At 76.9% G+C, this 2,038-nt stretch carries 3 protein-coding genes; all 3 read left to right on the plus strand.

The features are described from left to right. Nucleotides 1-115, plus strand: a 115-nt coding sequence (locus KS423_RS47770; RefSeq protein ID WP_263455865.1) for a GPS-CTERM domain-containing protein, incomplete at its 5' end; no start/stop codon positions are given. Between the two features lie 24 nt (nucleotides 116-139). Continuing rightward, nucleotides 140-1,246: an energy-coupling factor transporter transmembrane protein EcfT gene (locus KS423_RS44300; protein WP_224285338.1), complete on the plus strand. Its 1,107-nt coding sequence runs from the start codon at nucleotides 140-142 to the stop codon at nucleotides 1,244-1,246. Beyond that, nucleotides 1,243-2,038: ABC transporter ATP-binding protein (locus KS423_RS44305; RefSeq protein WP_224285339.1), on the plus strand; the 796-nt coding region annotated here is incomplete at its 3' end. The genes KS423_RS44300 and KS423_RS44305, both read left to right, overlap by 4 nt.

The raw sequence follows: 2,038 nt of genomic DNA on the forward strand, positions 1-2,038 counted from the left end.
CACGCCGGACGACCGCGGCAGCGGCCCGGACGTCGGGCTGATCGCCGGTGGCGCGCTCGTCGCCGTCCTCGCCGGCGGCGCCGTCTGGCAGGCCCGCCGCCGCCGTCACTCCTGATCCCCCACCCCTGGACGACCAACCGTGAGCAGCACCGCCCGTAGCACCCGGCCGCCCGTCGGCCCCCGTCAACTGCATCCCGGGGCCTGGTGGTTGTGGGCGCTCGGGCTCGGAGCGGCGGCCACCCGCACCACCAACCCGGCGATCCTGCTGCTGCTCGTCGCCGTCGCCGGGTACGTGGTCGCGGCCCGGCGCGGCGATGCGCCCTTCTCGCGCTCGTACGGGGCGTTCCTGCGGCTGGGCCTGCTGGTGCTCGGCATCCGACTGGTGTTCGCGGTGTTCCTCGGCTCGCCCGTCCCCGGCACCCATGTGCTGTTCACGCTGCCCGAAGTCCCGCTGCCCGCCTGGGCGCAGGGCGTGCGGATCGGCGGCCGGGTCACCGCCGAGGGGCTGCTCGCGGCGCTGTACGACGGGCTGCGGCTGGCCACCCTGCTGATCTGCGTCGGCGCCGCCAACTCCCTGGCCAGCCCGGCCCGCCTGTTGCGCGCCCTGCCCGGCGCGCTCTACGAGGCGGGCGTGGCGGTGGTGGTGGCGATGACCTTCGCGCCGAACCTGATCGCGGACGTCCGCCGGCTGCGCGCCGCACGGCGCCTGCGCGGCCGCACCGACAAGGGCGTCGCGGCCGTGCTGAGCGTCGGACTCCCGGTGCTGGAGGGCGCGTTGGAGCGGTCCATCGCGCTGGCCGCCGCGATGGACACCCGGGGCTTCGGCCGCACCGCCGACGTCCCGCACCGGCTCGCCCGGGCGACGGCCGCGCTCACCCTGGCCGGACTGCTCGGAGTCTGCCTGGCCGCGTACGGGCTGCTTACGGCCGGTGGCGCGGGCTGGGCGCTGCCCGTCCTGCTGCTCGGCCTGGCCGCCGCCTCCGCCGGGCTGCTCCTCGGCAGCAGGCGGTCCGTCAGGAGCCGCTACCGGCCCGACCCCTGGGCGCTCCCCGAGTGGCTGACCGCCGGTTCCGGGGCGGCCGTGGCGGCCCTCACCACCTACCTGGCCGCGCAGGACCCGGCTGCCTTCGCCCCCACCGTCGTCCCGCCGACCGTCCCCGCGCTGCCGCTGGCCGCCGTGCTGACCGTCCTGCTCGGCCTGGTACCGGCGTTCGCCGCCCCGACCCCGCCCCGGAGGGCATCGTGATCACCTTCGAGCAGGTCTCCGTCCGGTACGCGGACGCCGCCGCACCCGTCCTGAACGGCGTCGACCTCACCGTCCCCGAGGGCGAACTCTGCCTGCTGGTGGGCCCGTCCGGCTCCGGCAAGTCCACCCTGCTGGGGACGGTCAGCGGCCTGGTGCCGCACTTCACCGGCGGGGTGCTGCACGGCCGGGTCACCGTCGGCGGCCGGGACACCCGCGAGCACCGGCCGCGCGAACTCGCCGACCTGGTCGGCACGGTGGGGCAGGACCCGCCGGCGCACTTCGTCACCGACACGGTCGAGGACGAACTCGCCTACGGCATGGAGTCCCTGGGCCTGCCGGGCGACGTGATGCGCCGCCGGGTCGAGGAGACCCTCGACCTGCTCGGCCTCGCCGACCTGCGCGACCGTTCGTTGGCCTCCCTCTCCGGCGGCCAGCAGCAGCGCGTCGCGATCGGCTCCGTCCTCACCGTGCACCCGCGCGTGCTGGTCCTGGACGAGCCCACCTCGGCGCTCGACCCGGGCGCGGCCGAGGAGGTGCTGGCCGTCCTCCAGCGGCTGGTGCACGACCTCGGCACCACCGTGCTGCTGGCCGAGCACCGGCTGGAGCGCGTCGTCCAGTACGCCGACCAGGTGCTGCTGCTCACCCCCGACGCCCCGCCCGTCCTCGGCGAGCCCGCCGAGGTGATGGCCCACTCCCCGGTGCACCCGCCGGTGGTCGGCCTCGGCCGGCTCGCGGGCTGGCGGCCGCTGCCGCTCTCGGTCCGCGACGCGCGCCGCAAGGCCGCCGCGCTGC

It is taken from the genome of Streptomyces sp. LS1784 (assembly GCF_020103755.1).
In the GTDB taxonomy this organism is placed as follows: domain Bacteria; phylum Actinomycetota; class Actinomycetes; order Streptomycetales; family Streptomycetaceae; genus Kitasatospora.